This window comes from Streptomyces sp. NPDC057137 (assembly GCF_042670825.1).
Classification (GTDB): Bacteria; Actinomycetota; Actinomycetes; order Streptomycetales; family Streptomycetaceae; genus Streptomyces.
This window is the reverse complement of sequence record NZ_JBHUUW010000151.1, coordinates 1-1,192: the sequence shown is the minus strand read 5'-3', so window position 1 is coordinate 1,192 and position 1,192 is coordinate 1. Positions and strand designations below refer to the sequence as shown.

The following is a 1,192-nucleotide window of genomic DNA, read 5'->3' as shown; positions in this document are numbered from 1 at the left end:
AGCCCCTACCATCGGCGCGAACAACTTTGACAATGACGGGGAAGATCGTTGGCAGTTCGCTGGCTGGTGCTGGTCGCATGACCATTTTGTGGAGGGCAAAGGCGTCCCGGTTGGATGGCTCCCGATTCTGCACGTTCAGGCGGCGCTCCCTGATGGCTACTGCATCATGCCGAGAAGTCTGACCGCCGAGAATGGAGCGAAAGCGCTACTACTTGGGGAATTCAAGGTGACGGTAACCAAAGAATGCCACGAATGTGCCGAGATTGATGACCAGAACGAACACCGCGAGATTTGCGGCGGTGAAGGCCAGTACAGCCAGAGTCACACGATTTCGTGGGATCAGATCAAGTTCATTTACAGCAAGGCGGTAGGGGGGCTGTCTCTGAGCCCAGGTAGCGCCGAACTCCAAGCCGCACGTTTTGCAAAGCTTGATCGCCTGCGAGGGGAGGCGCTGACCTTCACATACAAACACCCATCCACTACCGAGCGGCGCAGCGTCAGTCTGTCACGTGCCGAAGTCGCCGAAGGTATGGAAGCCACTTTGTACGAAAAGCTTGTTGCGCGGCTATGCCAATGTGAATCGGTTGGCGAAACGAACGTGGTTGATTGCAACTGCCACCAGTACGGCCACGATTTTGAGCGAGTTGCAGAGACTGACACTGAAGGGAGCGCGGTATGACTGAACAAATGATTGAAGTACCGCTGGTGCTGACCGAGCAACAGCGCAGGGACGTATTGCGGTTCCACGAAACCACCGAGGATGATCAGGGCTACGACGTCCCTGCTGATCGGATGAAGTCGCTGGCGCGTGTCGGGCTAATCCGGTCTATTGGGTTCAAACGTTACGAATTCACTGATGCAGGCCTGGCGGTGGTTGAGGCAATCAACGGTGCAGCCAGTGATGCCTTCCATACCCCAGCCACGGGTGACGCTGCTGGGATCGAACCATTCGCCTGGATCGCGGACTATGCCGCATGCGGCGGCGGCCGGAGCGTTTTCACTTCCGAGCAGGCTGCACACAATACCGACCGCATGTGCGCCAAAACGCCGGTTTATACACTCGAATCCCGAGCTTCGGCCTTGGCGGCGATTAAAACATTGGAAGCCGCCGGCTACACCTACAAGGGGGGCGAGGTGTGGGAACCGCCGGTAGGCGCTGCACCGGACTTAATCCAACACCAAGGGTCACCGG

The 1,192-nt window shown here is 57.6% G+C and carries 2 protein-coding genes; both read left to right on the top strand.

The genetic code is table 11. The features are described from left to right. A partial coding sequence (locus ACFT9I_RS40305) for a hypothetical protein (protein ID WP_382572888.1) occupies window positions 1-679 on the top strand: 679 nt, incomplete at its 5' end. Beyond that, window positions 676-1,192 (top strand): hypothetical protein (locus ACFT9I_RS40300; RefSeq protein WP_382572886.1); only part of this gene is annotated, 517 nt, incomplete at its 3' end. The genes ACFT9I_RS40305 and ACFT9I_RS40300, both read left to right, overlap by 4 nt.